This is a genomic window from Streptomyces regalis (assembly GCF_001509475.1).
GTDB classification, from domain to species: Bacteria; Actinomycetota; Actinomycetes; order Streptomycetales; family Streptomycetaceae; genus Streptomyces; species Streptomyces regalis.
In genome coordinates this window covers 21,356-46,729 of the sequence record NZ_LLZG01000383.1, presented here as the reverse complement: position 1 = coordinate 46,729, position 25,374 = coordinate 21,356, and the positions used below count along the sequence as shown (strand labels likewise).

19 protein-coding genes and 2 pseudogenes are annotated in these 25,374 nt (G+C 69.2%); 7 read left to right on the top strand and 14 right to left on the bottom strand.

All coding sequences use genetic code 11. The annotated features are described in order from the left end of the window. Nucleotides 1–130, bottom strand: a pseudogene (locus ADL12_RS57245) (RNA-guided endonuclease TnpB family protein); the annotation flags it as partial. A 257-nt stretch (nucleotides 131–387) separates the two neighbouring features. On the opposite strand from ADL12_RS57245, the pseudogene ADL12_RS38770 reads away from it, so the two are divergent. Next, nucleotides 388–1,143 (top strand): annotated as a pseudogene (locus tag ADL12_RS38770) (glycoside hydrolase domain-containing protein); the annotation flags it as partial. Nucleotides 1,144–1,163: 20 nt separating this feature from the next. Further along, nucleotides 1,164–3,152: an alpha-glucuronidase gene (locus ADL12_RS38765; protein WP_244188204.1), complete on the top strand. Its 1,989-nt coding sequence runs from the start codon at nucleotides 1,164–1,166 to the stop codon at nucleotides 3,150–3,152. On the opposite strand, the gene ADL12_RS38760 is transcribed toward ADL12_RS38765, so the two are convergent. The 5 genes from ADL12_RS38760 to ADL12_RS38740 are packed head-to-tail and all read right to left on the bottom strand — an operon-like array spanning nucleotide 3,146 to nucleotide 9,440. Continuing rightward, nucleotides 3,146–5,170, bottom strand: a complete 2,025-nt coding sequence (locus ADL12_RS38760) for a beta-galactosidase (RefSeq protein ID WP_062711912.1) — start codon at nucleotides 5,168–5,170, stop codon at nucleotides 3,146–3,148. The genes ADL12_RS38765 and ADL12_RS38760 overlap by 7 nt on opposite strands. After that, nucleotides 5,167–5,850: a YesL family protein gene (locus tag ADL12_RS38755; RefSeq protein ID WP_062711909.1), complete on the bottom strand. Its 684-nt coding sequence runs from the start codon at nucleotides 5,848–5,850 to the stop codon at nucleotides 5,167–5,169. The genes ADL12_RS38760 and ADL12_RS38755 overlap by 4 nt, the downstream gene beginning before the upstream one ends. A gap of 40 nt (nucleotides 5,851–5,890) precedes the next feature. Beyond that, a complete protein-coding gene (locus ADL12_RS38750) occupies nucleotides 5,891–7,546 on the bottom strand; it encodes an ABC transporter substrate-binding protein (RefSeq protein WP_062711906.1) in 1,656 nt (551 codons plus the stop codon). A gap of 35 nt (nucleotides 7,547–7,581) precedes the next feature. Then, a complete protein-coding gene (locus ADL12_RS38745) occupies nucleotides 7,582–8,454 on the bottom strand; it encodes a carbohydrate ABC transporter permease (RefSeq protein WP_062711903.1) in 873 nt (290 codons plus the stop codon). Further along, nucleotides 8,448–9,440, bottom strand: coding sequence for an ABC transporter permease (locus ADL12_RS38740; protein WP_062711900.1), 993 nt, complete (start codon nucleotides 9,438–9,440; stop codon nucleotides 8,448–8,450). Before ADL12_RS38740 ends, ADL12_RS38745 begins: the two co-directional genes overlap by 7 nt. A gap of 186 nt (nucleotides 9,441–9,626) precedes the next feature. Here ADL12_RS38740 and ADL12_RS38735 point away from each other — a divergent pair, with 186 nt between their 5' ends. Beyond that, nucleotides 9,627–10,619: an acetylxylan esterase gene (locus tag ADL12_RS38735; RefSeq protein WP_062711898.1), complete on the top strand. Its 993-nt coding sequence runs from the start codon at nucleotides 9,627–9,629 to the stop codon at nucleotides 10,617–10,619. Between the two features lie 95 nt (nucleotides 10,620–10,714). Here the strand turns inward: ADL12_RS38735 and ADL12_RS38730 are convergent, their stop codons facing one another. The 6 genes from ADL12_RS38730 to ADL12_RS38705 form a co-directional block, all read right to left on the bottom strand. Continuing rightward, entirely contained in the window at nucleotides 10,715–11,599 is an 885-nt protein-coding gene (locus ADL12_RS38730; RefSeq protein WP_425265192.1) for a transferase, read from the bottom strand. Then, a complete protein-coding gene (locus ADL12_RS38725) occupies nucleotides 11,596–12,861 on the bottom strand; it encodes a glycosyltransferase family 4 protein (protein WP_062711895.1) in 1,266 nt (421 codons plus the stop codon). Before ADL12_RS38725 ends, ADL12_RS38730 begins: the two co-directional genes overlap by 4 nt. Nucleotides 12,862–13,055: 194 nt before the next feature. Then, nucleotides 13,056–14,150, bottom strand: coding sequence for a lytic polysaccharide monooxygenase auxiliary activity family 9 protein (locus ADL12_RS38720; RefSeq protein WP_062711892.1), 1,095 nt, complete (start codon nucleotides 14,148–14,150; stop codon nucleotides 13,056–13,058). A gap of 314 nt (nucleotides 14,151–14,464) precedes the next feature. Next, nucleotides 14,465–14,776, bottom strand: a complete 312-nt coding sequence (locus tag ADL12_RS57240) for a response regulator (RefSeq protein WP_341846397.1) — start codon at nucleotides 14,774–14,776, stop codon at nucleotides 14,465–14,467. Between the two features lie 17 nt (nucleotides 14,777–14,793). Beyond that, nucleotides 14,794–17,511 carry an aconitate hydratase AcnA gene (gene acnA, locus ADL12_RS38710; RefSeq protein ID WP_062711889.1) on the bottom strand — a complete coding sequence of 906 codons (2,718 nt, stop codon included), beginning with the start codon at nucleotides 17,509–17,511 and terminating at the stop codon, nucleotides 14,794–14,796. A gap of 213 nt (nucleotides 17,512–17,724) precedes the next feature. Continuing rightward, on the bottom strand, nucleotides 17,725–18,309 hold the full coding sequence (locus tag ADL12_RS38705; RefSeq protein WP_062711926.1) for a short chain dehydrogenase: 585 nt from the start codon (nucleotides 18,307–18,309) through the stop codon (nucleotides 17,725–17,727). A gap of 122 nt (nucleotides 18,310–18,431) precedes the next feature. Here ADL12_RS38705 and argG point away from each other — a divergent pair, with 122 nt between their 5' ends. From argG to ADL12_RS38695, 3 genes are all read left to right on the top strand, one after another. After that, a complete protein-coding gene (gene argG / locus ADL12_RS38700) occupies nucleotides 18,432–19,886 on the top strand; it encodes an argininosuccinate synthase (RefSeq protein WP_062711885.1) in 1,455 nt (484 codons plus the stop codon). 175 nt (nucleotides 19,887–20,061) lie between these two features. Beyond that, on the top strand, nucleotides 20,062–20,259 hold the full coding sequence (locus tag ADL12_RS51625) for a DUF4236 domain-containing protein (RefSeq protein ID WP_079052507.1): 198 nt from the start codon (nucleotides 20,062–20,064) through the stop codon (nucleotides 20,257–20,259). 64 nt (nucleotides 20,260–20,323) lie between these two features. After that, nucleotides 20,324–21,853, top strand: a complete 1,530-nt coding sequence (locus tag ADL12_RS38695; RefSeq protein ID WP_062711882.1) for a helix-turn-helix domain-containing protein — start codon at nucleotides 20,324–20,326, stop codon at nucleotides 21,851–21,853. Between the two features lie 517 nt (nucleotides 21,854–22,370). Here ADL12_RS38695 and ADL12_RS38690 read toward each other — a convergent pair. Continuing rightward, on the bottom strand, nucleotides 22,371–23,162 hold the full coding sequence (locus ADL12_RS38690) for a hypothetical protein (protein WP_062711879.1): 792 nt from the start codon (nucleotides 23,160–23,162) through the stop codon (nucleotides 22,371–22,373). Next, nucleotides 23,159–23,797, bottom strand: coding sequence for an ABC transporter ATP-binding protein (locus tag ADL12_RS38685; protein WP_079052506.1), 639 nt, complete (start codon nucleotides 23,795–23,797; stop codon nucleotides 23,159–23,161). The genes ADL12_RS38690 and ADL12_RS38685 overlap by 4 nt, the downstream gene beginning before the upstream one ends. Nucleotides 23,798–24,151: 354 nt before the next feature. Here ADL12_RS38685 and ADL12_RS38680 point away from each other — a divergent pair, with 354 nt between their 5' ends. After that, nucleotides 24,152–25,339 carry a flavin-containing monooxygenase gene (locus ADL12_RS38680; protein WP_063806787.1) on the top strand — a complete coding sequence of 396 codons (1,188 nt, stop codon included), beginning with the start codon at nucleotides 24,152–24,154 and terminating at the stop codon, nucleotides 25,337–25,339. Nucleotides 25,340–25,374: the final 35 nt, after the last annotated feature.

The window sequence follows — 25,374 nt, the reverse complement described above, 5'->3', positions numbered from 1 at the left end:
CGGACTCGTTCCAGATCCACCGGCACCGGTCCCACTCCGCCAGCAGCGCACGCTCGGCGGTCGACGACACGCGCAGCCGGAACGTCCACCGGGCATGCCCGGCGTCCCCGGCCTCCTTCACCCCCGACACGACATCCCCCCTCCCACGCCCCGCCCGATCGCCCAGCTTCCACGATGAGACCGTACGTGCGACATGCGCACACCCGTACCCCACTACGGCAAAGTCACCCTCACCGGCGAACACGGGCACACCCGTTCGCTTTTCGGCTCCGTCGGCGGCTTTGCGGGCGCTCCGCGGCCCAGGAGACCGGACACGGCGACGCTCCGCGTCGCCGTCACGGGATGCGATTCCTCCCCGGCGTGAACGCCGGGGCATCCTCGAAAGAATCAGGTGAGGTGCTGTCGCGGCTGTACGTCGGCAGCGAGATCGGGCAGGGCTACCACGGCGACGAGGACAACGGCGAGCAGTCGGCCTGGTTCCTGTTCTCCGCGCTGGGCTTCTATCCGCTGGTGATGGGCAGTGGGGAGTACGCCATCGGGTCGCCCTTGTTCACCAAGGCGACAGTCCATCTGGAGAACGGCCGGGAGCTGGTCGTCAAGGCGCCGAAGAACAGCGCGCGCCATGTGTATGTGCAGGGGCTGAGGGTCAACGGCGTGCCCTGGAAGTCGACTTCACTCCCCCACTCGCTGATCGCGAAGGGCGGCGTCCTGGAGTTCGACATGGGGCCGCGGCCCTCCTTGTGGGGCACCGGGAAGAACGCGGCGCCGGTGTCGATCACCCAGGACGACGAGGTGCCGGTGCCTCGGGCGGATGTGCTGAAGGGTGAGGGTGCCCTGTTCGACAACACGTCGGCGACCCAGGCGAGCGTCTCCTCGCTGGAGCTGCCGGTGTCCGGGCGCGCCAAGGCCGTCCAGTACACCCTGACGTCGCCGTCGGACCGGGCCCAGGCGCCGACCGGCTGGACGCTCCAGGGATCGGACGACGGGACCACGTGGGAGACCCTCGACAAACGCTCGGGGCAGTCCTTCACCTGGGACCGGCAGACACGGGCGTTCTCCGTGGGGTCTCCGGGTACGTACGGGAAGTACCGCCTGGTGCTCGACGGCGAGGCGGTGCTGTCGGAAGTCGAACTGCTCGCCTGAGCAGGGACATGGGGAGAAGCATGGGGGGTCTCATGCAGGGTGTCGATCCGGCCTGGCTGCCGGACGAGGCGTTCCGGCCGATCGGCACCCGGCGGACGCTGATCCGCGGCTCGGGTCCGCTGGTGGACACGGTGCACGGGGAAGTGGCGCAGGCCTGCGCACGGTTCGGGGGAAGCGTCTCGCGCGACGGGTCCCCCGGGCCGTACGACCTGGTGCTGGAGCTGACCGGCGCCGAGAGCGGCGACGGCGGCGAGGCGTTCACCGTCGAGCGCGGTGACGGCCGTACGACCGTCACCGCGTCCGGGGGATCCGGGCTGCTGTACGGCCTCTTCCACGTCGTACGGCTCGGAGAGACGGCGTTCCAGGACTCGTACGGACCAGAGGAGCACCGGCCCGAGTCGGCGCTGCGCATGCTCGATCACTGGGACAACGTGGCCGTGCATCCGGTCATGGGCCAGGTGGAGCGCGGATACGCCGGCGGGTCGCTGTTCTGGGCGGACGGGCGGGCGCGCGGTGAGCTGCTGGGGCGGGTGCGGGCATACGGCAGGCTGCTGGCGGCCTGCGGGATCAATGCCGTGGCCGTGAACAACGTCAACGTGCACGCGACCGAGGCGCATCTGCTGACCGACCGAATCGGTGAAGTGGCCGCCATCGCGGGCGCGTTGCGGCCGTACGGCATCCGTACCCATCTGTCGGTCACCTTCGCCGCCCCGATGGTGCTCGGCGGGCTGCCGACCGCCGATCCGCTGGACGAGGCGGTGCGAGGGTGGTGGGCCGAGGCGACCGCGCGGGTGTACGAGGCGATCCCCGACTTCGGCGGGTATGTGGTGAAGGCCGACTCCGAAGGCCGGCCGGGGCCGTTCGCCTACGGTCGCAGCCACGCGGACGGCGCCAACATGCTGGCCGCGGCGCTGACTGCATCTGACAGCGGCTCCGCCGCGGGGTACGGCGGGACGGTGCACTGGCGGGCGTTCGTCTACAACCACCGCCAGGACTGGCGGGACCGGACGACGGACCGGGCGCGTGCCGCGTACGACCATTTCGTGCCGCTGGACGGGCAGTTCGCCGCGAACGCCGTGCTCCAGGTGAAGCACGGGCCGATGGACTTCCAGGTGCGCGAGCCGGTCTCGCCGCTGATCGGCGCGATGCCGCGCACCCGGCTGGCGGTGGAGCTGCAGGCGACGCAGGAGTACACGGGGCAGCAGCGGCATGTGTGCTGGCTGGGGCCGATGTGGAGCGAGGTGCTGCGGTTCCGGCCCGAAGAGGGGTCGTCCGTCGGGGAGTTGGCGCGCGGTGGCCTCGTCGCCGTGTCCAACATCGGCGACGACCCGTTCTGGACCGGGCATCCCCTCGCCCAGGCCAACCTGTACACCTTCGGGCGGCTGGCCTGGCAGCCGGACGCGGATCCGGGCGGGATCCTCGACGAGTGGATCCGGCTCTCCTTCGGGCCCGGCGACACGCGCTTGCACGCGATCATGGACGGTTCGTGGCGGACGTACGAGAAGTACACCGCGCCGCTCGGGGTGGGCTGGATGGTGCAGCCCGGTCATCACTACGGGCCGAGCCTGGACGGCTACGAGTACAGCCCGTGGGGGACGTACCACTTCGCCGATCGGGACGGAGTGGGGGTCGACCGCAGCTGCGCCACCGGTACCGGGTACGCGGGGCAGTACCCCAAGCCCTGGGCCGAGCTGTACGAGTCGCCGGAGACCTGCCCCGACGAGCTGCTGCTGTTCTTCCACCACGTGTCGTACGGACACATGCTCCGCAGTGGGAAGACGGTGATCCAGCACATCTATGACACGCACTTCGAGGGCGTGGAAGAGGTGGAGGAGGCCCGTCGGGTATGGGCGGAGCTCGAGGGACTGGTGGATCCGGCGCGCCACGCGCGGGTGACGGAGCGGTTCGAGGAGCAGCTCCGCACTGCCCGCGAGTGGCGCGATCAGGTCAACAGCTACTTCTTCCGCAAGTCAGGTGTGGCCGACGCACATGGGCGGCGCATCTACTGAAGGCGCAGGATGGTTGTGCCCAGCGGGTCGAGGGTGAGGGGTTCGCCCTCCTCGACCCGCTTACCGGTCAGCAGGTCGGTGGCCGTGGTGTGGGCGGTCAGGCGGGCCGGTTGGGAGGCGTGATTGAGGAGGAAGAGGAGGCGGGTGCCGTCGGGGGCGATGCGGCTCGTCGTCTCGACGGTGGGCTGGTCGGCGTATGGGCCGAGCAGGTCGTGGCGGGCGAGGAGCATGCGGACGACCTTGGCAACGCCGGGTTGGTCCAGGGCGGTGGCGACGTACCAGCCCTCGCCGCCGCTCTCGCCGAATCGGTTGCGGGTCACTGCCGGGGTGCCCGCGTAGAAGTCGGCGCCGTACGTGCCGACCGGCTCGGCGCCGCGCGGCAGCACGATCTCGAAGACCAGGCGTGCCTCGCAGGTCAGCTCCCCCAGCTGGACGGGCTGCACGACGTCCGGCGGCCTCGCGTCCCATTCGTCGACGCGGACGCCCATGAGGGGTGCGAGCGGGCCGGGTACGTCGGTCAGGAAGGCCCGGTCGTGTTCGTCGACGCGGCCCGAGAGGAAGGTCGTCAGGACGGTGCCGCCACGTGCGGCGACTGCTTCCAGGCGCTCCGCGAGGTCGCCTTTCACCAGGTGAAGCACAGGAGCGAGGACCACGTCGTACGCCGTGAGGTCGGCCGTGACCGGGACGACGTCCACGTCCGCGCCGGCCTCGCGGGCGGCCCGGTAGTAGGCGTGGACCACCTCCTGGTACTTCACCAGTCGGGACGGGCCGTCGGAGATCTCCAGGGCCCACCAGCTGTCCCAGTCGAAGAGGAGGGCCGTGCGGGCCGGGGTGCGGGCGCCGAGGGTCGCGTCGCCGAGGGTCTCCAACTCCCGTCCCAGATCCGCCACTTCCCGGAACACTCGGGTGTCGTCGCGGCCCGCGTGGCCGATGACCGCGCCGTGGTACTTCTCGCAGGCGCCGCGGGAGGCGCGCATCTGGAAGTAGAGGGCGGCGTCGGCGCCGTGGGCGATGGCCTGGTAGGTGGCGAGGCGGAGTTCGCCGGGGCGGCGCAGGGGGTTGACGTCACGGCAGGCCGTCGTGGACGGGGTCTGCTCCATCAGCCAGAACGGGGCGCCGTCCTTGAGGCCGCGCATCAAGTCGTGGGCGAGGGCGGGCCAGGTGGGCGGAGCGTCGAGGGGCGGGTAGCTGTCCCAGGAGGCGAAGTCGAGGTGGGGCGCCCAGCGGTGGTAGTCGAGGGGGCGAAACATGCCCATGAAGTTGGTGGTGACGGGGGTGTCCTGGTCGTGGGCGCGGATCACCTCCTTCTCGGCGAGGAAGCAGCCGACGAGGGCGTCGGTGGTGAAGCGGGCGTAGTCGAGGGTGATGCCCTGGAAGGCGGTGTGGTCGGGGCCGCGCCAGTGCTCGGTGAGGGCGTTCGGGGGCTCGATCTCGGCCCAGTCGGTGTAGCGGTGGGACCAGAAGGTCGTCCACCAGGCGTCGTTGAGGGCGCCGAGGGTGCCGTACTTGTCCTGGAGCCAGGTGCGGAAGGCGGTCGCGCACAGGTCGCAGTAACAGACACCGCCGTACTCGTTGTTGATGTGCCAGGCGAGCAGCGCCGGGTGGTCCGCGTAGCGTTCGGCGAGGCGGGCCGCCATCGCCGTGGCGTAGTCGCGGTACGCCGGTGAGCTGGGGCAGAAGTTGTGGCGCTGGCCGTAGCGGTGGCGGCGGCCCTCGAAGTCGGTGCGGTTGACCTCGGGGTGCCGCTTCGCGAGCCAGGGTGGGAGGGCCGCGGTGCCGGTGGCCAGGCAGACCTGGCGGTTCTCGGCGGCCGCGCGGTCGAGGATGCGGTCGAGGGTCGTGAAGTCGTAGGTGTCCGGGGCGGGTTGGGTGAGGGACCAGGAGAAGACGCCGACGGTGAGGGTGTCGATGCGGGCCCGGGTGAACAGGCGGTGGTCCTCGTCCCAGACCGGCTCCGGCCACTGCTCGGGGTTGTAGTCGCCGCCGTACGGGATCTTCGGGGTGCGCTGCGCGGTCATGCGGTGAAGTCCTCCTCGGTCTCGGCGATCACCGGGCGGCTGCTGTGCAGCAGGGAGAGCAGCAGTGGGGCGGCCAGCAGGGCGGGCAGGGCCTCGGTCAGCAGGGCGGTCGACGCGGCCACCAGCACGAGCAGGGAGGCGGCGGCGAGGGTGGCGCGGGCGCGGCGGAAGAGGAAGTACGCGGCGAGGCGGGCGGTGTCGCGGCTGCGGAAGGCGAACAGCGAGGTGAGGACCAGCGCGTGCGCGCCCCACAGCAGGGAGCCGGCGCCGATCACCCCGAGCAGCACCGCCCACCAGCCGGGCAGGCCGGTGGCGGAGAAGTGGGTCAGGGTGAAGGCGATGACGGTCAACCAGGCGAGCAGGGGCGTCCACAGCTTCAGGGCCGGGAGGGCGTTGAGCCGCCAGCCGCGCGCGTAGGTGCGGGCCGGGTGCAGGTCCGTGAGGTCGCGGCTGCGGTGGTGCAGGGCGTACAGCGCGGCGGACAGCGCCGGGGCGAGCGGGAGGAGGCATACGGCGGCCAGCGGCAGGTTGGCGGGGTCGGGGGCGAGGAGGAGCAGGCCGGCGAGGCCGGGCGCTGCGGCGAGGAGGAGCAGCGCCTCCACCGTGACGAGGGTGTGGATCAGGCCGACGGCGCGGGAGAGGACTCCGGTGCCGAAGTCGGCCGTACGCACTGTGCTCACGGCACCTCCCGGCGGCTGCGCTTCCGGCCGGGGGCGCGGGTCACCCGTTCTCCTTCCTGTACCGCTCGTACGCCTTGTTGTGCAGGTCGACGAACTGCTGCAGGTTCTTCGCCTTCAACTCGGCGACGAAAGCGTCCCATTCGGACATCGGACGCTTGCCGAGGACGAACTGCAGGGTGTTCTGGATGACGGTGTCCTTGAGCGGGGTGTCCCAGAGCGTCGCCTGTTCCTGCTCGAAGGACTGCAGCGGGTGGGCCGGGTCGACGGGCAGTTCCTTGCGCTGGGACATGACGTCCTGGAACTTCTTCTCGTCCGGACTGAAGTTGGAGGACACCAGCTCCCAGCTGCCGCCGTAGGTGAAGACGCCGTTGAAGAAGCCGTAGTCCTTCTGGAGGTCCTTCGGGGCGTCCGGGTCGGAGCCCATCAGTGAAATGCCGGGCTCCAGCCGGTACTTGCCGTCGGCCTCGGTGTAAGTGACGCCCTCCACACCCCACTTGCAGAACTTCTGGCCCTCGTCGGAGTACCAGAGCCAGTCCACGAACTGCATCATCGCGACGAAGTCGGCGCTCTTGAGGGCCTTGCTGGAGATCATGACGCCGTTCTCCAGCCGGATGCCGCTCAGCAGGACCGGGCCGGCGGGTCCAAGCGGCACCGGGACCATCTCTATCTTCGAGCCCTTGACCTGCTTGCCCAGGTTGTAGCGGTAGTTCTGCACCAGCTCCTGCGGATTGGCGCTGATCACATAGGACTTCTCGGCCAGCAGCTTCTGCACGGCCTGGTCGTCCTGCTGGGTGAAGCTCTCCGGGTCGAGCAGCTTCTCGGCGACGATCTTTCTCAGGTACTCGACCATCTGCCGGTAGGCGTCCTGGGTCGCGGTGAAGACGAACTTCTGCGCCTTGGTGTCGAAGCTGATGTTGTCGTACGTCCAGCCGGCCTTGACCCCGTACGCCTGGCCGAGGTACATGAACAGCGCGCCGCACGGGAAGGGCGTGTTGGTGCTCCAGCGGTCGGTCCAGGGGTATTTGTCGGGGTACTCCGCCTTGAGCGCCTTGAGGACGTCGTACACCTCGTCCCAGGTGTTCGGCAGGGTCAGGCCGTGCTTGTCGAGGATGTCCGTGCGGAAGGACAGCGAGTAGCCGGCCTTGGGCCTCTCGTGCAGGCCGGGCAGCAGGTAGTACTTGCCGTCGGACTGGCGGATGGAGTCGAGCTCCGGCTCGAGCCTCCACTTCTTCACCTTGTCCTGGAAGTTGGGCATCAGATGCACGTACTCGCTGACCGGGAGGATCGCGCCCGACGACACGAAGGCGACCTCGGAGGGGTGGTACGTCTTGGGGATCAGGAAGGGGGCGTCGCCCGCGCCGATGAGGACGCTGCGCTTCTTCTCGTAGTCGGCCAGCGGGACGTCGACGGGCTTGATGGTGACCCCGGTGCGCTTGGTGACCTCCTTCCAGAACAGCCAGCTGGTCTTGAGGGGGTAGACCGGGTTGTCGTTGTGCAGCATCGAGAAGGACAGCGCTTTGGAGGCCTTGAACTGCTGGCCGGCCTGGTACTCCTTCATCGCGCCGTTCTGCTTCTTGGACAGGTCCTTGGAGTCGCCTCCGTCGTCACCGCTGCCGCAGCCGGTGAGGGCGGCGAGGCCGATGAAACCCGCAGCGGCCAGGATCTGACGCCGCGACAGCTCTCCTGTGTTCTTCATGGGAACTCCCTTGTTCCGTAGGTGAGTTGCTGGGATCAGCCCTTGACCGCGCCGAGCATCACACCCGAGACGAAGTAGCGCTGGACGAACGGGTACACGCAGATGATCGGCAGCGCGGTGAGCACGATCGTGACCGCCTGGATGCTCGCGCCGACCTGGCTCATCTCCGCGGTGCCGGCACCGGCGTTGCCGGCACCGGTGGCGCCCGCGATGAGGTTGCGCAGATAGACGGTGACCGGCATCAGATCGGAGTGGTCCATGTAGAGGAACGCGCTGAACCAGGAGTTCCAGAAGGACACCGTGTAGAAGAGCACCATGGTCGCGACGACCGCCTTGGACAGCGGCAGCACGATCCTGAGGAGGATGCCGTAGGTGCTCAGGCCGTCGATCTGGGCGGCCTCCTCCAGCTCGGTCGGCAGGCTCTCGAAGAAGGCCTTCATCACCAGGAGGTTGAAGACGCTGATCGCGTTGGGCAGCGCGATCGCCCAGACGCTGTTCTTCAGTCCGAGCTCGGTGACCAGGATGTAGTTGGGGATCAGGCCGCCGGTGAAGAACATCGTGAACACGGCGACGCCGACGAGCACCCCGCGCCCCTTGAGGTTCTTCTTCGACAGGACGTAGGCGTAACAGGTCGTCAGAATCATGGCGACGGCGGTGGATACGACCGTGTAGAACACGGTGTTGCCGTAGTTCCGCCAGAACATCGAGTCCTGGAACACGATCTTGTACGTGGTGAGGTTGAACCCCTTGGGCCACAGGGTCACTTCACCGGCCCGGATCTGGCGTTCCCCGCTGAAGGACCTCGAGACGATGTTGGCGAAGGGGTACAGGGTCACCAGCACGACGAGGGTGAGGACCACCCCGTTGACGCCCTGGAAGACCCGGTAGGAACGGCTCGGCTTCACCACAGGCTGGTCCCCACTGTGCGGCGCGAGAGCGTGTTGGCGGACGTGATCAGGACCAGGCCGATGATCGCCTCGAACAGCCCGATGGCGGCCGCGTAGCTGAAGCTGTTGGACTCGACACCGGCCCGGTAGACGTACGTCGAGATCACGTCGGCCGTCGGATAGGTCAGCGGGTTGTACAGCAGCAGGACCTTCTCGAAGCCGACGGCCATGAAGGTGCCGATGTTGAGGATCAGCAGCGTGATCATGGTGGGCCGGATGCCGGGCAGGGTGACGTGCCAGATCTGCTGCCAGCGGTTGGCGCCGTCGATGCGGGCGGCCTCGTACAGGTCTTCGTCGATGGTGGTGAGCGCGGCGAGGTAGAGGATCGTGCCCCAGCCGGCGGTCTGCCAGATCTCCGAGCCGACGTACACGGTGCGGAACCACTCGGGTTCCTGGATGAACCGGATCGGGTCGTGCCCGAACCACCCCAGGGCGTGGTTGACGGGCCCGTCCGTGGCGAGCATCTGCAGGGTGATGCCCGCGACGATCACGATCGACAGGAAGTGCGGAAGGTACGACACCGACTGCACGAACCGTTTCAGCGCACGTCGGCGCACCTCGTTGAGCAGCAGCGCGAGCACGATCGGGATCGGGAAGCAGAAGACGAGCGTGAGTCCGCCGAGCCACAGGGTGTTGCGGAACACCTGCCAGAAGGTGGGGTCGCTGAGGAACATCTCGACATAGCGCAGCCCCACCCACTCCTCGCCGAAGATCGAACCGCCCGGCTCGAAGCGCCGGAAGGCGATCACGTTGCCGATCATCGGCAGATAGCGGAAGACCAGGAAGAACAGCAGTGGCAGCACGGCCAGCGAGTACAACTGCCAGTCCCGGCGCAGCGCCCGCCGCCGGCCGGTGCGGGTAGCCCGCCGCCCGCGGCGGGGTGGAGCCTTCGTCGGCGGCGGCCCCTGTGTGCCGGGCGGTGGAACCGACGTGGTGGAGGTGCTCATGCAGGTGGCCTCCCGGTGGCACCGAAAGTTTCGGAGTCGTACCGGCAACTTTGCGGCGAGGTTATGGGCGGGTGTAATGGCTGTCAATGGGACTGACAGGGAAGGCCAGTCGGGGAGACGGTGACCCGGGTGAGCCAGAGAGCACGAAACATTCTGATGTAGAACCGCAACAATCGGAGGTTTCTGGTGCCCGCGTTCGACCTGCCGCTCGAGGACCTGAAGCGCTACCGCCCGGATCCCCAGGAACCCGCCGACTTCGACGAGTTCTGGCACGACACTCTCAAGGAGGCTGCGCAGCCGGAGGTGTTGGTGTCCGCGCACCCGGTGCAGACCGGCCTGCGGCTGACCGAGACCTGGGATGTGACGTTCCGGGGGTTCGGCGGCGATCCGGTGCGGGCCTGGTTCAGCAGACCGGCCGGGGTGCGCGATGCGCTGCCCGCCGTCGTCGAGTACGCCGGCTACGGCCGGGGCCGGGGCCTCCCGCACGAGCGGCTGACCTGGGTGAACGCCGGGTACGCGCATCTGCTGATGGACAACAGGGGCCAGGGCGACCAGTACGGCAACGGCGGCGCCACCCCCGACCCGCACGCCACGGCACCGGGCGGCCCGGGCCCTGCGGTACGCGGCCTGCTCTCCCCTCGGGACCACCACTACCGCCGCCTGATCACGGACGCGGTACGTGCGGTCGCGGCGCTGCGCGCGCTGCCGGGCGTGGACGCCTCACGGATCGCCGCCGTCGGCAACAGCCAGGGCGGCGGGCTCGCCCTGGCCGTCGCGGGGCTGGTCCCCGACCTCGCCGCGCTCCTGGTCACCGCCCCGTTCCTGTGCGGCATCCGACGCGCACTCGACCTCACCGACGCGTCACCGTACGGCGAGATCGCCGCGTATCTCTCCGTGCACCGGGGCGCCGAGCGGGCCGCGTACGACACGCTGTCCTACATGGAGGGGATCGCCTTCGCCCGGCGCGCCCACGCCCCGGCCCACTTCGGCGTCGGCCTGCGCGACACGGTGTGCCCGCCGAGCGGGGCCTACGGCGCCTACAACCGCTATGCGGAGCTGTCGGGCGCCGATCCGCGCAAGGAGATCCACGCCTATCCGTTCAACGGCCACGAAGGCGGCGACGCGGTGCACGTGCGCCGCCAACTGGACTGGCTGGCCGCCGTGTTGGGCGCGATGTAGCCGGCCGTTCGGGGTGGCGGCGACAACTGGCTCGACTTCGTCGTCCGTTGATGGACGACGGCTCAACGCCCACCGGGTCCGCCCGAGAACGGACATCACTCCGTCGCGGCCGTCACCTCCACGGAGAGGTCGTTGTCGACCGTGTAGTAGGGACGCACGGTGGCATCGCCGACCTCGGCGGTCGGGTAGACGAAGATCTCCTTGCGGTCCGCCACGTCGTCCAGCAGACGGCCGATCCGGATCACAGGGGCCCCCGCAGCGGGTCCGGACTGGACGGAGATGTCCCAGACGCGGGTTCCGGTACCGGGACGTGCGCCCTGGTCGGCGGCCAACTCCTCGTAGTCCACGGTGAAGGAGAACGCCGGGCCGTCGCCCTCGACCTGCGGCCCCAGCGTCCGTACGACGCCGTCACCGCCCCGCAGACGCAGCCGTACGACGGCTCCCTCGGCGAGCGTGGCGCCGTGCAGCCGTGCCCTGACCGTCATCGACCGGTCCCTGACGTCGACGCGCTCGACCTCCGCGTGGGCGGTACGCAGCCAGGCCCGCACCGCGAGATAGCCGTCCTTGGTGGCGTACGGGACGCGCACGGCCACCGGTGACGGCCGGTCCCGGGTGTGTCCGTCGACGAGGGCGCGCAGGTCACGCAGCCCGGGGCGCATGCGCTGCCGTTGCGCTCCGGGTTCGGCGAGCAGGTACACGTCCCACCGGCCGTCGGCGAGAGCGGGCTGCGTCTCCAGGACGGCGCGCAGGCGGCTGTCGTCCACGGGCTCCAGATCGAGCGCGTGCAGGAGCTTCTCGGGTTGGCCCTTCTTGGGGCGCAGCCGCAGCAGCAACTGGGGCGACTGGAGGGTGGCGGGCTCCGATCGCTGGACGATGAAGGTGATCCGGCCGTCCGCGTCGGTCGTGCAGTGGACCCGAAGGTGCGGGTCACCGGTCATGTCGCGTGTCTCGTCACGTGTCGTTTCGGGTTCGGTGTTCATCGACGTCCCCTCCGTACCGTGCGCAGAGCGCCGGAGGCCGCCGCGTATGCGGCGTCGCGCGCGGCGAAGCCCTGGCTGACCAGGGCTCGGTGTATTCGGCCGCTTTCCGGTGCGACCGGTTGGCCGGCCCGGCGGGCCGAGATGGCCTCGTCGATCAGGCGCTCTGCCTGTTCCACGACCGGGGCCGGGGCGAAGCGTCGGGCGTTCTCCATCGCCGTACGGCCCATCCGCCGGCGTCGCTCGTCGTCACGGACGAGGTCCAGCAGCGCGGCGCCCAACGCATCCCGGTTCCCGACCGGGACCAGACGGCCGTCGACGCCGTCTTCGATGATCTCGCCGGGTCCGTACGGGCAGTCGGTGCTCACCACCGGCAGTCCGCAGCGCATCGCCTCGACGATGGTCATGCCGAACGGCTCGAAGTTGGACGCCGCCGCGCCGATCGAGCCCTTGACCCACTCGGCCTCCATGGGGGCCGCCGCGCCCATCAGGAAGACGTTCTCGCTCAGGCCGAGGCTGTGGACGAGCCGGCGCAGCCGGGCGTGTTCCTCCCCCTTGCCGTAGATGCGCAGTTGCCAGTCCGGGTGCTCGGCGGCGACCAGGGCGAAGGCCTCGACGAGCAGGTCGTAGCGCTTCACCGGGACCAGTCGGCCGGCCGCGACCACCACCTTCGCGGTGCCGTCCGCCGCGGGCAGCACCGGATCGGGGACGCTGTTCGGGAGAGCCGCCACCCGGACCCCGGGCAGCCGCATCTTGCGCCGGTAGGCGGCGGCGTCCGCCTCGGTGACCGTGGTGAGCACGTCGAGCCGCCGGTAGGCCTTGCGCAGTGCGGTGCGCAGCCGGGGCGGATGGTTGTCGAGGGTGAGGTGCTCCTGCCCGATGCGGACGACGTGCTCTGGCGCCTGGAGCGCGAGGTGCACGTTGAGGCCCGGCCGGGTGCCGATGACGACGTCGGCGTCGATCGCCGCCAGGCACTCCCCGATCCGCTGGTCGGTCAGCTCGCTGTACTGCTGGTAGCGGTACTCGGCGACAGGAAAGACTCTTGCCGGTCTCAGATGCAGGGGATGTTCCTTCTCGTGCCGCAGATCCACCAGGGGCCTCAAGGCCACCCTCGGGTCCAGGGTGAAGTTCGGGCGTTCCCGGTGTCGCAGCACGGAGACGATCTCCACCTCGTGCCGCTCGGCCAGCGCCTGGGCCAGATTGAACGTGGTGGTGATCGTGCCTCCGATCCCGTAGGCGTTGTGCAGCAGGAAAGAGATCTTCATGGCGGACTAGACCAAGCCAACCCTCTTTCGGTTGCCTGCTGTTACCAGTTCGTTCTCCCGTCAAACACTTCGCCGCCACGCCTCGGACTGCCGGGCCGCCGAGCCGCCATCGCGCCGTCACCGCCGCGCGCGGATCGCCGACGGACCCGGCGGGCGACGGCTCCACGCCCACCGGGTCCGCACTGAACGGCGGTTCAGCCCACCCTGCAGGGCAGGGTCGTCGTACTGTCGCCGCCGGAGCCGGAGACGACGTAGCCGAATGTCGCGCTCTGACCGGGACTCAGGGAGCCGTTCCAGTCGGCGTTGTGGACCATCACGTTCTGGCCGCTGTAGGTCGCGTTGCCGCTCCAGAGGCTTTCGACCTTCTGGCCGCCGGGGAGCGTCCAGTCCACCATCCAGCCGAGCATCGGGACGTCGCCGGAGTTGGTGACGGTCACCTCGGACTGGTAGCCGCCGGACCAACTGCCCGTCGTACGACGGGTGGCGGAGCACTCGCCGGGCACCGGGTCGGTCGGGTTGCCGGGCTCCTTGATGCCGGTCACTTCGCCGTTGCCGCCGTCGAAGACGATGTCGGAGCAGGAGTAGAAGGTTTCCTGACTGTCGGAGCGCTGCCAGACCATGTAGATGATGTGGCGGCCTGACTTGTTGTCAGGAAGCTTTCCTGTCCAGGAGTAGTTGGCCTCGACCGTGCCCGGGGAGCCGTTGAGCGGCGGGTGGTCGACCGACAGGAAGGGTTGCTCCTCCATGTCGTCCCAGGTGAGGGTCTGCTTCGGGTCGAAGCCGTCCTTGGTGATGTAGACGTAGAACCAACCGGGGTGCGCGGCCCAGGCGTTGTAGGAGAAGTCGACCGTCGCGCCCGAGGTGAGGTGGGTGAGCGGCCAGTCGTCGCGCGGCACGTTGAAGCCGGTGAAGTTGGTGTTGCCGCCGCTGCACAGCTCGCCGTCGGGCACGAAGCCACGGGTGCGGCCGGCGCCATCGGAGCGGAGCACCGAGAACCAGTTGTAGAACGGCGTTGTGCCACTGATCTGTTGGGCCGCCCTGCAGGCCGGGTTGACCGGCTTGATCTCACCGGTGTCGGTGAGGCCGTCCTGCCAGCACAGGAAGGTGCGGCTGCCCGGTTTCATGGGGGTGCCGTGGGCCTCCGCCGCACCGCCGGTGCTCATGACGAGGGCCACGGCCGGGATGGTCGCGAGCAGGGAGACCAGGACGAGGAAGAGGGCTCTGGCGCGGGTGGGGAGAGTTAATCGGCGGGGCGGCGGCGCGGTCGCCCCCGAGTTTGTCAGGATCATGACACTCAGGTCCGTTCCTTCAGGCACAGTCCGTGCGGATGCGTGTGTGGAGGTGCGTGCGGAACGCGGGGCGGGAGCGGGTCCGGGCGGCGGGTTCCGGTCCACCGCCATGGGAGCGCTCCCACCCCGTCTGCTGCGGAAGGTAGCGCCGTGTGGCGCGGATGTAAACGCCTGGCGCACAAGGACCGCACCGGGTCGGTGCGGCCCTGCGGGACCCCTCAGGGGTTGCGGGCGAGGGTTGCGGGCGAGGGTTGCGGGCGAGTGTCCGGCGGACGCCACCGGCTCCGAGCCCGTCGAGGCGGTGCTCCAGGGCGTCACGGGCGGCGAGCGTCAGCACCGGCAGCTCCGGGTGCTCGTACCTCAAGGCGGCGCAGCACCTGGAGGCCGTTCAGGTCGGGCAGCATCCAGTCCAGCACGACGGCGTGCGGCGGGCAGCCTCGCGCGATCTTCAGCGCGCTCTGCCCGTCCAGCGCCGGACAGGCGCGCCGGCCCGCCTCCTCTACGGCCACGGAGAGCACGTCGGTAAGCACGGGCTCGTCGTCGACGATGAGCACACGGACGCGGCCGTTTCTCCGCGCGGGAACGGCGAAGGGCCGCACCCCCGTCACCGGGGATGCGGCCCTCAAGCGGCGTACTGGAAGGCTTACTTCCGGATCAGGCTGCGCAGCACGTACTGCATGATGCCGCCGTTGCGGTAGTAGTCGGCCTCACCGGGGGTGTCGATGCGGACGACCGCGTCGAACTCGACGCCCGTGTCGGTGGTGACCTTGACCGTGCGCGGCGTGGTGCCGTTGTTGAGCTCCTCGACGCCGGTGAAGGAGAAGGTCTCCTCGCCGGTCAGACCGAGGGCCTCGGCCGAGGCACCCTCCGGGAACTGCAGCGGGAGCACGCCCATGCCGATGAGGTTCGAGCGGTGGATGCGCTCGTACGACTCGGCGATGACGGCCTTGACGCCCAGGAGCGCGGTGCCCTTGGCGGCCCAGTCGCGGGACGAGCCGGAGCCGTACTCCTTGCCGGCCAGGACGACCAGCGGGGTGCCCTGCTCGATGTAGTTGCGGGAGGCGTCGTAGATGAACGACACCGGCCCGTCGGCCTGGGTGAAGTCGCGGGTGTAGCCGCCCTCGGTGCCCGGCGCGATCTGGTTGCGCAGGCGGATGTTGGCGAACGTACCGCGGATCATGACCTCGTGGTTGCCACGGCGGGAGCCGTAGCTGTTGAAGTCACGACGCTCCACACCGTGCTCGGTGAGGTACTTGCCGGCCGGGGTGTCGGCCTTGATGGCGCCGGCGGGCGAGATGTGGTCTGTCGTCACCGAGTCGCCCAGCTTGGCGAGCACACGGGCGCCGGTGATGTCGGAGACCGGGGTGGTCTCCATCGTCATGCCCTCGAAGTACGGGGGCTTGCGGACGTAGGTCGACTCGGCGTCCCACTCGAAGGTGTTGCCGGTCGGGATCGGCAGCGCCTGCCACTGGGCGTCGCCCGCGAAGACGTCCTGGTAGGACTTGTTGAACATGTCCTCGCCGATGGCGTTGGCCACGACGTCGTTGACCTCGGCCTCGGAGGGCCAGATGTCCTTCAGGAAGACCGGGTTGCCGTCCTGGTCGATGCCCAGGGCGTCCTTGGTGATGTCCACCTTCATGGAGCCCGCGAGGGCGTACGCGACGACCAGCGGCGGGGAGGCCAGGTAGTTCATCTTGACGTCGGGGTTGATACGGCCCTCGAAGTTCCGGTTGCCGGAGAGGACCGAAGTCACCGCGAGGTCGTGGTCGTTGACGGCCTTGGAGACCTCCTCCGGCAGCGGGCCGGAGTTGCCGATGCAGGTGGTGCAGCCGTAGCCGACGAGGTTGAAGCCGACCTTGTCCAGGTACGGGGTGAGGCCCGCCTTGTCGAAGTAGTCGGTGACGACCTTCGAACCCGGGGCGAGGGTGGTCTTGACCCACGGCTTGCGGGTCAGGCCCTTCTCCACGGCCTTCTTCGCGACGAGCGCGGCGGCGACCATGACGTACGGGTTCGAGGTGTTGGTGCAGGAGGTGATGGCCGCGACCGTCACCGCACCGTGGTCGATCTCGTACGTCGAGCCGTCGGGGGCGGTCACGGTGACCGGGTTGGACGGCGCGCCGTTCGGGTGGATGGCCGGGGCGTCGGAGGCCGGGAAGGACTCCTGGCCCGCCTCGTCCACGGTGTCGACGTAGTTGCGGACGTCCTGCGTGAACTGCTCGGCGGCGTTCGCGAGGACGATGCGGTCCTGCGGGCGCTTCGGGCCGGCGATGGACGGGACGACCGTGGAGAGGTCCAGCTCGAGCTTCTCGGAGAAGTCCGGCTCGGCCTTCGGGTCCAGCCAGAGGCCCTGCTCCTTGGCGTACGCCTCGACGAGCGCGAGCTGCTGCTCGGAGCGGCCGGTCAGCTTCAGGTACTTGATGGTCTCGTCGTCGATCGGGAAGATCGCGGCGGTGGAACCGAACTCCGGCGACATGTTGCCGATGGTGGCGCGGTTCGCGAGGGAGGTGGCGGCCACGCCCTCACCGTAGAACTCGACGAACTTGCCGACGACACCGTGCTTGCGGAGCATCTCGGTGATGGTCAGCACGAGGTCGGTGGCGGTGGTGCCGGGCTTGAGCTCGCCGGTCAGCTTGAAGCCGACGACGCGCGGGATGAGCATCGAGACCGGCTGGCCGAGCATCGCGGCCTCGGCCTCGATACCGCCGACGCCCCAGCCGAGGACACCGAGGCCGTTGACCATGGTGGTGTGCGAGTCGGTGCCGACGAGGGTGTCGGGGTACGCCTGGCCGTTACGGACCATGACCGTGCGGGCCAGGTGCTCGATGTTCACCTGGTGGACGATGCCGGTGCCCGGCGGGACGACCTTGAAGTCGTCGAACGCGGTCTGGCCCCAGCGCAGGAACTGGTAGCGCTCGCGGTTGCGGCCGTACTCAAGCTCGACGTTCTGCGCGAAGGCCTCGTTGGTGCCGAACTTGTCGGCGATGACGGAGTGGTCGATGACCAGCTCGGCCGGGGAGAGCGGGTTGACCTTCGCCGGGTCGCCGCCGAGCTCCTTGACGGCCTCACGCATGGTGGCGAGGTCGACGACACAGGGCACGCCGGTGAAGTCCTGCATGATCACGCGGGCCGGCGTGAACTGGATCTCCTGCGACGGCTTGGCCTGGGAGTCCCAGCCGCCGAGGGCGCGGATGTGGTCGGCGGTGATGTTCGCGCCGTCCTCGGTGCGGAGGAGGTTCTCCAGCAGCACCTTCAGGCTGTAAGGGAGGCGCGCGGCGCCCTCGACCTTGTCCAGCCGGAAGATCTCGTACGACTCGTCGCCCACCTGCAGCGTGCTGCGGGCGTCGAAGCTGTTCGCCGACACGACAGTCTCCTTCATTGATGTGCGCGTACCACCACGATCCTGCCGCCACGGCTACTTGGCCGATCCGCTAAGGTCAGGCTAAGTTAGGTAAGCCTTACCGCTGGACCGGTGGGCGCCGCGCGGCTGCGGTGCACCTCGGCAGATATCTCGATGTCGAGATAACTCTAGTACATGGGGCCGGGATGGTCATGCCCGGCCTCCCTCCCGCGCGCGTCACGGGCGCATCGTCCGGCCCTGTGCAGCGCCTTCCACGGCTGCCACATAGGCTTCGGCGACCTCGGCGACGGGCGTGCCGTCCACCCCGTCCGCCCCCATGCCCTCCAGGGTCTCCTTGACCCAGCCAGGGCTGACGACATTGATGCGCAGCCCTCGCGGCAACTCGGCGGCCGCATTCCGAACGAAGCCCTCCAGGCCGGCATTGATGAGGGCGCCCAGCGACCCGCCCGCCAGCGGGGCGGAGAACGTGCCGCCGGTCAACGTGACGGAGCCCCCGTCCCGCAGGTGACGCACAGCCCGCTGGACCAGCGCGACTTGACCCAACAGCTTGCCCTTGACCCCGGCCGCGATCTCGTCGTCGGAGGCGGTTTCCAGATCCACCAAGGGGCCACTGGCAGCGCAGCACACCACCGCATCGAGATCGGACACCTCACCGAAGAGCGCGTCCAGCGAGGCCGGATCCTCCAGATCGACTCTCGTCGGCCCGCCGCGCGCGGCTCGGACCACCTCGTGAGACCCCTCCAACGCACTGGCCACAGCGCCGCCGATCGTTCCCGTCGCCCCGATCACAAGTACCTTCATGCGGCCGATCATGTCAGCGACAACACCGAAAGACCCCGCAAAGAGAGACCTAGAGACCCCCATGAAGTGAGGCCTCCCACACACCCTTTGCATGATCATGCGGAATCATGCATACTCTTCCTATGTCCAAGGTCCTCACCTCCCTGCCCACCGGCGAGCGCGTCGGCATCGCCTTCTCCGGCGGTCTCGACACCTCGGTCGCGGTCGCCTGGATGCGCGACAAGGGCGCCGTCCCGTGCACCTACACCGCTGACATCGGCCAGTACGACGAACCCGACATCGCCTCGGTGCCCGGCCGCGCCAAGACCTACGGCGCCGAGGTCGCGCGCCTGGTCGACTGCCGGGCGGCGCTGGTCGAGGAGGGCCTGGCCGCGCTCACCTGCGGGGCGTTCCACATCCGCTCGGGCGGACGGGCGTACTTCAACACCACGCCGCTCGGCCGTGCCGTCACCGGCACCCTCCTGGTGCGGGCGATGCTCGAGGACGACGTCCAGATCTGGGGCGACGGCTCGACCTTCAAGGGCAACGACATCGAGCGGTTCTACCGGTACGGCCTGCTGGCCAACCCGAACCTGCGGATCTACAAGCCCTGGCTGGACGCGGACTTCGTCACCGAGCTCGGCGGCCGCAAGGAAATGTCGGAGTGGCTCGTCGCCCACGACCTGCCCTACCGGGACAGCACGGAGAAGGCGTACTCCACCGACGCCAACATCTGGGGCGCCACCCACGAGGCCAAGACCCTGGAGCACCTGGACACGGGCGTCGAGACCGTCGAGCCGATCATGGGCGTGCGGTTCTGGGACCCGTCGGTCGAGATCGCCGCCGAGGACGTGACGGTCGGTTTCGAGCAGGGCCGTCCGGTCACCATCAACGGCAAGGAGTTCGCCTCCCCCGTCGACCTGGTGATGGAGGCCAACGCCATCGGCGGCCGCCACGGCCTGGGCATGTCGGACCAGATCGAGAACCGGATCATCGAGGCCAAGAGCCGCGGTATCTACGAGGCGCCGGGCATGGCCCTGCTGCACGCCGCGTACGAGCGCCTGGTCAACGCGATCCACAACGAGGACACCCTCGCCCAGTACCACAACGAGGGCCGGCGCCTCGGTCGCCTCATGTACGAGGGCCGCTGGCTGGACCCGCAGGCGCTGATGATCCGTGAGTCGCTGCAGCGGTGGGTCGGCGCGGCCGTCACCGGCGAGGTCACCCTCCGCCTGCGGCGCGGCGAGGACTACTCGATCCTCGACACCACCGGCCCGGCGTTCAGCTACCACCCGGACAAGCTGTCGATGGAGCGCACCGAGGACTCGGCGTTCGGCCCGGTGGACCGGATCGGCCAGCTCACCATGCGCAACCTCGACATTGCCGACTCGCGCGCCAAGCTGGAGCAGTACGTCGGCCTCGGCCTGATCGGCACCGGCAGCCCCGCCGTCGGCGCCTCCCAGGCGGCCGCGACCGGCCTGATCGGCAGCATGCCGGAGATGCCCGCGGGCGGCGCCGAGGCCATCGCCTCCCGCGGCGAGGTCTCCGAGCAGGACGCCCTGCTGGACCGCGCCGCGATGGAGTCCGGCACGGACTGACCGGCCACGAGGGACGGATCACGGAAAAGACCGGCTCGGCGCTGCGTGCGCCGAGCCGGTCTTTTCAGGTCGGTCGCGGACACCGTCTCCGGGGCCTCTGCCTGACGAGGTGCCATCGGTTCGCCAAGTCGGGGTAACCGAGGGGCACGTACGGCGACCCCGGAGGGAGACGTCCATGCCCCTCACATTCCGCAGGAGCTTCCGGATCCTGCTGGGAGTGCGGCTGAACATCAACCGGCACTCCTGGTCCATCACCACCGGCGCTGGGCACGGTCCGCGGCGCACATACAGCAGAACCGGACGTCGTACGACATCGGTTGATTTGCCCGGACCTTTCGGGTGGCGTCGCACCCGTGCCGCCAGGCGACATTGACGGGCCGTCACCCGAATGGCCCCCTTGGGATGTGCCATCTCATATCTGAGATAACCTCAACCTCATGGCAGACGATTACCTCGTACGCATCGGCAAGCTCATCCGTGACGCCCGGCAACACCGAGGCTGGACACAGGCGCAGCTGGCCGAAGCGCTCGGCACCTCACAGAGCGCCGTGAATCGCATCGAGCGCGGCAACCAGAACATCAGCCTTGAGATGATCGCCCGGATCGGTGAAGCCCTGGACAGCGAGATCGTGTCCCTGGGATACGCCGGGCCGATGCATCTGAGGGTCGTCGGCGGACGTCGACTGTCCGGTTCCATCGACGTCAAGACCAGCAAGAACGCATGCGTGGCCCTGCTGTGCGCCTCGCTGCTCAACAAGGGGCGCACGGTGCTGCGCCGCGTCGCCCGCATCGAGGAGGTCTACCGCCTTCTCGAGGTGCTCAACTCCATCGGTGTGCGCACCCGTTGGATCAACGACGGCATCGATCTGGAGATCGTGCCGCCGGCCGAGCTGAACATGGCGGCGATCGACGCCGAGGCCGCCGTACGCACGCGGTCCATCATCATGTTCCTCGGCCCGCTGCTGCACCGGATGACCCACTTCAAGCTGCCCTACGCCGGCGGCTGCGACCTCGGCACGCGGACCATCGAGCCGCACATGATCGCGCTGCGCCGGTTCGGCCTGGACGTGGCGGCGACCGAGGGTCAGTACCACGCCGTGGTCGACCGTGCCGTACGCCCCGACCGGCCGATCGTGCTGACCGAGCGCGGCGACACCGTGACCGAGAACGCGCTGCTGGCCGCCGCGCGGCACGACGGCGTGACGGTCATCCGCAACGCGTCCTCCAACTACATGGTCCAGGACCTCTGCTTCTTCCTCGAGGCGCTAGGCGTCCGGGTGGAGGGCATCGGCACCACCACACTCACCGTGCACGGCGTGCCGGCCATCGACGTGGACGTGGACTACTCGCCGTCCGAGGACCCGGTCGAGGCGATGAGCCTGCTGGCCGCCGCCGTGGTCACCGAGTCGGAGCTGACGGTGTGCCGGGTGCCGATCGAGTTCCTGGAGATCGAGCTGGCGGTCCTGGAGGAGATGGGGCTCGACCACGACCGCACGCCCGAGTACTTCGCGGACAACGGCCGTACCCGGCTGGTGGACCTCACCGTGCGGCCCTCCAAGCTGGAGGCGCCGATCGACAAGATCCACCCGATGCCGTTCCCGGGTCTGAACATCGACAACGTCCCGTTCTTCGCCGCCATCGCGGCCGCCGCGCAGGGCAAGACGCTGATCCACGACTGGGTCTACGACAACCGCGCGATCTATCTGACCGACCTCAACCGCCTCGGCGGCAGGCTGCAGTTGCTGGACCCGCACCGCGTCCTGGTCGAGGGCCCGACCCGCTGGCGCGCCGCCGAGATGATGTGCCCGCCCGCCCTGCGGCCCGCCGTGGTCGTCCTGCTGGCGATGATGGCGGCGGAGGGCACGTCCGTACTGCGGAACGTGTATGTCATCAACCGCGGTTACGAGGACCTCGCCGAGCGGCTGAACTCCATCGGGGCGCAGATCGAGATCTTCCGGGACATCTGAGCGTCCTGAGAAAAATTGCCGTCACACCCTACCTGACCTGCATGAATGCGAGGCGAGAGGGGGCGTGGCGGCGCCTCTGGGACTTCTCTGGGACTTTTGGCCGGGCCCGAAGGCTTCCGGTCGCCGCGCATCCCACGTGATGCGTCATCGAGCAGATGTCGGCCCGAGCGGTGTCCGGAAAGGTGCAGGTCAGAGACGATTTGCGGCTCGCTGCAGCGCCTGCGGGCACTCGGAGCGTCATGACCGACCGGCATCCCTCTCTGCGAAGGAGACAGCCAGGCTGCCTCAAGTCGTCCGCGCCCAGGCCGCCCGGGCCGCCCGGGCCGGGTGGCCCGGGCGCGGAAGTGGTGGAGGAACTGACCCCCGGATGCCGCGCGCATGCCCCGCCAGCGCACGGCTGCGTGCTCATCTCCTGGACCTCATCCGGTCGGATGGAACCCTGCACAGTCCGTGCCACAGCCGCGTCTTCCCGACGAGCAGCCCGCGCTGGCATGCGGTCATCGCAGCACGACAGCGATCACCCTGCCCGGACCCCTGTCCTGCGGGACACCGGGGAGCGGGAAGGGCGGTGCGTGTGGAGGACGAGCAGGGCCAGGGCGCCGGACGCCGCGGACCAGGTGAGGGAGAGCAGGCCGTGGGACCAGGGGATGTGTGGGGTCAGGGCTGAGCTCAGCGCCAGTTGGTTCACGCCGTACAGAGGAAAGGCGGACACGCCTGCCACATCCATGAGTGTGTTGAAGACGGGGTTCTGCAGGCCGGTGTCGACCAGGCTGAGCATGATGATGAGGAAGAAGCCCTCCAACTCGCCGCGGACCAGCGAGCCGAGCAGAAGGCCGATGCCGCCGTAGGCGAGGCCCGCGCCTGCAAGGGCCAGTCCCAGGGGAACCGCGTGGTGCACGGGCAGGGAGATCCACAGCAGAATCGTGGTGTAGAGGGCCAGCAGGGCGGCGGTAAGGGCGACGGCGGCGAGTTTGGCCAGCAGCATCGGAAGCCGGGGGTAGCCGGCCAGCAGCAGACGGCGGTCCATCTGCCGGGACTGGAAGGTCTCCGTGAAGGTGACGAAGCCGGCGACCATGGTGACGGCGCCCAGCGCGCTGGCCACCTGGGCCACCCGGCTCGCCGGGACGGAGACGGAGGCACTGATGGCGTCGAGCCGGATGCGCACGACTGCGTCGGAGGTGCACAGGCGTGCCACGGCGATCCAGAGCGGGATGAACGCGACCGCCAGAGCCAAGGCCAGCCGGTTGCGCAGGTGGCCCAGCAGAGTGCAGCGCAGCAGTTCGGTGAATGCCGTCCAAGTGAGCCTCAACGGTCGGTCTCCTCAAAGTGCAGACGGCCCTGGCGCAGGTGAGCGATCGCGTCGAAGTGGTGCTGGTCGTGCAGCAGGTGCGACACCACGATGATCGAACAGCCCTGATCACGCAGGCAGGCGGCCAGGGTCCAGAACCGCTGATGGGTGTCCCAGTCGAAGCCCTGGTAGGGCTCGTCCAGGACCAGCAGCTGCGGATCGTGCATGAGAGCGATCAGCAGGTTCAGCTTCTGCCGCGTTCCGCCACTGAGTTCGCCGACTCGCTGTCGTCGGCAGCCGGTCAGCGCCATCAGCTCCATCAGCTCGGCGGCGCGTTCCTGCGTCGGCAGCCGGTAGGCCATCTGGAACAACCGCAGATGCTGTCCGACGGTGAACGCATCGTTCAGTACCGCTCGTTGCGGGCAGTACCCCACCGCCCCGGTCCGTGTCACCGTTCCGCGGTCGGGTTCGAGGTGTCCCACGGCGATCCGCAGCAGCGTGCTCTTGCCTGCCCCGTTCTCGCCGACGACTCCCACCAGCGTCCCGGCGGGCACATCAAGGTCGACGTCGCGCAGGACCTGTTTGCCGCCGTACGCCTTGCAGACTCCGCTGATCCGCAGCCGCGGAAGGTGGCGGCGCGTCGTTACTGCCTGCACATGAGCCCCTCGAAAGACCGGACAGGTGTAGCGAGCCGGCCCAGAGCCCGCCGGAGAGGCCGGGCCGCGCACGCTCGTGTCCCCTGGCCTCTCCGGCTCATGGCTGCTCAGCCACGCTCGGCCGGAGGATCCGGGCCCTGGGCGGCTCCCTGCACAAGGCAGGCGCGCTGCTGCCCGGTGTTCAACGAGTCCGTGCCGCCGGTGTAACGGCGGCCACCCGCTGTTCCGGCGAACAGTCGGCATCGCCGCTCCAGAGGCTCGTGCCTTCCCGTCGAGCGTGACGTGAGCCGCGGTCTGCCGTTGTAGAAGCCGATGCCTCCGACACCACAGCCAGACTTCCACACGCCCACGATCGTGATCGGAGCCGGTCCCCACGGCCTGGCGGTCGCCGCGCTACTGCGCCGCTCCGGAGTACCGGCCGTGATTTTGGAACGGTCGGACCGAGTCGGATGGAGCTGGGCGCAGCGCTACGACCATCTGAGACTGCACACCACCCCTGGCACCTCGAAACTCCCCGGCCTGCCAGTGCCGCGCCAGGCGGGCCCATGGGTGAGCCGGGACGACTATGTGCGATACCTGGAGGACTACGTCGCCCATCACCGACTCCAGGTCCGGGTGAGCACCCCGGTGCAACGCCTCGAACGGGCCGAGCCCGCTTCGGGCGCCCGGTGGCTGGTCCGCACCCCCGACGGTCCGGTGTCCACGGGGGCGGTCGTGGTGGCCACCGGCCGTTGCCGCATCCCGAACCTCCCCCAGTGGCCCGGGCGTTCGACCTTCACCGGCACCCTGCTGCACTCGGCCCACTACCGCTCTCCGGCCCCCTACCGCGGGCAGCATGTCCTGGTGGTCGGCGCCGGCAACAGCGGTACCGAGATCGCAAGTGTCCTGGCCGGGGCCGGAGCCGGGCGGGTACGGATCGCGGTCCGTACGCCACCCAACATCCTGCCCCGCTCCAGCGCCCGTTGGCATGCGGTCGGCCGGCTGACGGAGGCCCTCCCACTGGCGTGGCGCGACCGCACCTCCCTGCTCACGCAGCGTCTCGCGGTGCCCGACCTGACCTCACGGGGACTGCCGCGGCCCCGCACGGGCCTGTACACCCGCAACGCCCGCGAAGGCGTCAACCCCGTACTCGACCACGGCTTCGTCGACGCCGTCCGGTCCGGGCGGGTCGAGCCGGTCGCTGCCGTCCAGGCGTTCGACGGCCCCGAGGTGTTACTGGCCGACGGCACCCGACTGCGACCCGACACGGTCATCGCAGCCACCGGCTACCGGCCCGACCTGCACGACCTCGTCGGGTCCCTGGGCGTACTCGACGAAGCCGGGCAACCCCTCGCCGTAGGGGCACAGACCCATCCCGCAGCCCCGCGCCTGTACTTCGCCGGATACACCAATCCCCTCACAGGTGTCCTTCGCCAGGCGGGCATCGAGGCGCGCGCCATCACCCACGCACTTCGACGTGAGACGGCCCGGGAGCCCCTCCTCCCCGCACAGGTCGGCGACCGCACAGCCGACGCACCTCAACAAGGGCACACTCCGAGCTGACGGAGCTTCGAAAGCCTGGCCCTTCAGCGGCGTGC